Annotated in this window: 3 protein-coding genes; all 3 read right to left on the minus strand. The window is 31.4% G+C overall.

What is annotated here, in order from left to right; translation table 11 throughout:
- Positions 1–582: glycosyltransferase family 2 protein (locus IMQ48_RS08895; RefSeq protein WP_196208738.1), on the minus strand; the 582-nt coding region annotated here is incomplete at its 3' end.
- Positions 579–1,733, minus strand: coding sequence for a hypothetical protein (locus IMQ48_RS08900; protein WP_196208739.1), 1,155 nt, complete (start codon positions 1,731–1,733; stop codon positions 579–581). The genes IMQ48_RS08900 and IMQ48_RS08895, both read right to left, overlap by 4 nt.
- On the minus strand, positions 1,726–2,165 hold a 440-nt coding region (locus IMQ48_RS08905; RefSeq protein ID WP_196208740.1), incomplete at its 5' end, for a hypothetical protein. The genes IMQ48_RS08905 and IMQ48_RS08900, both read right to left, overlap by 8 nt.

Consider the following 2,165-nt stretch of genomic DNA (forward strand, 5'->3'; position numbering starts at 1 on the left):
CAGAGACTCTTGAATTATGTAAGCAACCTGACTCTGTTTAGTAATAGCCAACCACATAACATAGTCTTCATGGCCAATATCCTCTTGAAAGGTTTTACCTAAAACAAAAGCATTATAAATACCAGTAAGATTACCGATAAAATTAGACTTTAGCATGTCATGGTAAAAAACAATTTCGGGTGCAGAAACTAACTTAGTGATTTCCGATATATCTTTCGTAAAAGTTGAATAACAACTTCCAACAACATTATATTTCCCACCATCAAGCAATAAAATTTGCTTTTCAAGTTTTTGCTCATGCCAAAGGTCATCACTATCGCAAAAAGCAATGTATTTTGTTTGTGCACATTTTATTGCTTTATTACGGGAACGAGCAACACCTTCATTGCTTGTATTTTTAATAATTATTATTCTCGGGTCATTGAAAGATTCTGCAATCTGTATTGATGAATCGGTAGAGCAATCATCAACGATATATAATATAAAATCTTTAAATGTTTGATTTATAATGGAATTAATTGACTCTCTGACATAATGCTCAGCGTTATACATCGGCATAATTATTGATACTTCTGCAATCACTTCACGCTCCAGGTTCTAATGTTTTTATCGCTGAGATTTAACAGCAACCACCAAAAAAAAGCCACAATAAAAAAGAAGATATTAGCACTTCCTACGCCACCCATTATCAACGCATATAAAGAAATGTAATACACCCATCTAATAGATGACTCTTTTTTCTTATTGATAACGAAAGCTCCAAATCCAAAGACCAGCGAAATTATTACAGATATCATAGACATGATAAACCAGCCATACCTGACGTATAATTCCGCCGTATAAAAAAGAGGCATTGAGCCAGGGCTATATCCATAAACAAAATTAAAAAGCGTGTACTTTAAATCATTAGAACTCATCGCCGTAATATCGACCGACTTTGCCAGTTCGATCACAGCTGGCATGGCCATGCCTTGAGTCAAGAAAATCCTTTCAAATATTGATTCAACCAGATAAGAAAAAGAAAAACCCTCGCCCACAAAAGGGAGTCGAATTAAAGCATAAATAGCCATCAACCCTATAAAAATTATAACATAGGTACTAATTCGTATTTTCTTCCATTCAAATAAAACATTAAATATAATAAAATAAAGAAAGACACCTTTATTTCCACTTACTACCATACTAAAGCAAACGAAAATAAAAAACAAAAAATTAAATGAACCTTTTTTGTTTTTAAAATAGAAATATATACTTGGTATTATTATGCTCGTGAACAATGAATAAATAAAAAAACCTTGGAAATTTCCTTTTACAATATCTGGCCGTTCTGAAACCCCCTCCGAAATAAAGTTAAAAAAAGGCCATTGTTTCCAGTAAAAAACAATATAAGTAGCAACAAACATTATGCATAAATAAAACGCAGATTTTAATATAGTTTCAGATATAAAAATGCGAGGCCCAGATATAGATATTCGGTTAAGCGAAACCTTAAAAAGCAGCATCAATATTATAAATATAGAAGAAAAACAGCCCAACGTATAAAATTTCAATGAACTTTCATCGTCAAAAACATGATATTTTTCGCCACCACAAAAAATATACACAGCAGGCGTAACGAATAAAAAAGCATACCCCCACATCATTAAAAAAAGATTCCCACTATACTCTTTTGTAAAATAAAATGTTTGATACAAAACAAAACTACATACGCTAAACAATAGAAACTCAATCATCTAGAACAACCTTTATAATCGAAGGGATTTTATCATAATATTCATATGCGCATGATGCCGGGTCACGAAAATCATAATTTAATTTATCAACACTAATAATATAGCAGATTACACTAACCCCACTAAATAAAGAACCTATCTGTAATAAAGCTGTAGAATAGAAACTAGCGCATATTCCAGGAATAAAATCTTCATTAATCAGATAATCTTCAATAGAGCAGTCTGGATATAAAATTTGAAAACCCAAATCTTTATATAAATAAAAATTCTTGTCGCTTTCATATCGATGTGGTGCATAATGAAATTTAGTTACCTTCATTTCCTTTAAAGACATTAAAGTCTTTTGCAAATAAGATAGATAATTTTCTTTACTCATCGCATTATTTTCAATCATTGGCATACCAATGAGCAGTGCTACATTGTTATCAATTC

Origin of the sequence: Citrobacter sp. Res13-Sevr-PEB04-36 (assembly GCF_015672735.1) — a bacterium.
Lineage (GTDB): Bacteria > Pseudomonadota > Gammaproteobacteria > Enterobacterales > Enterobacteriaceae > Citrobacter.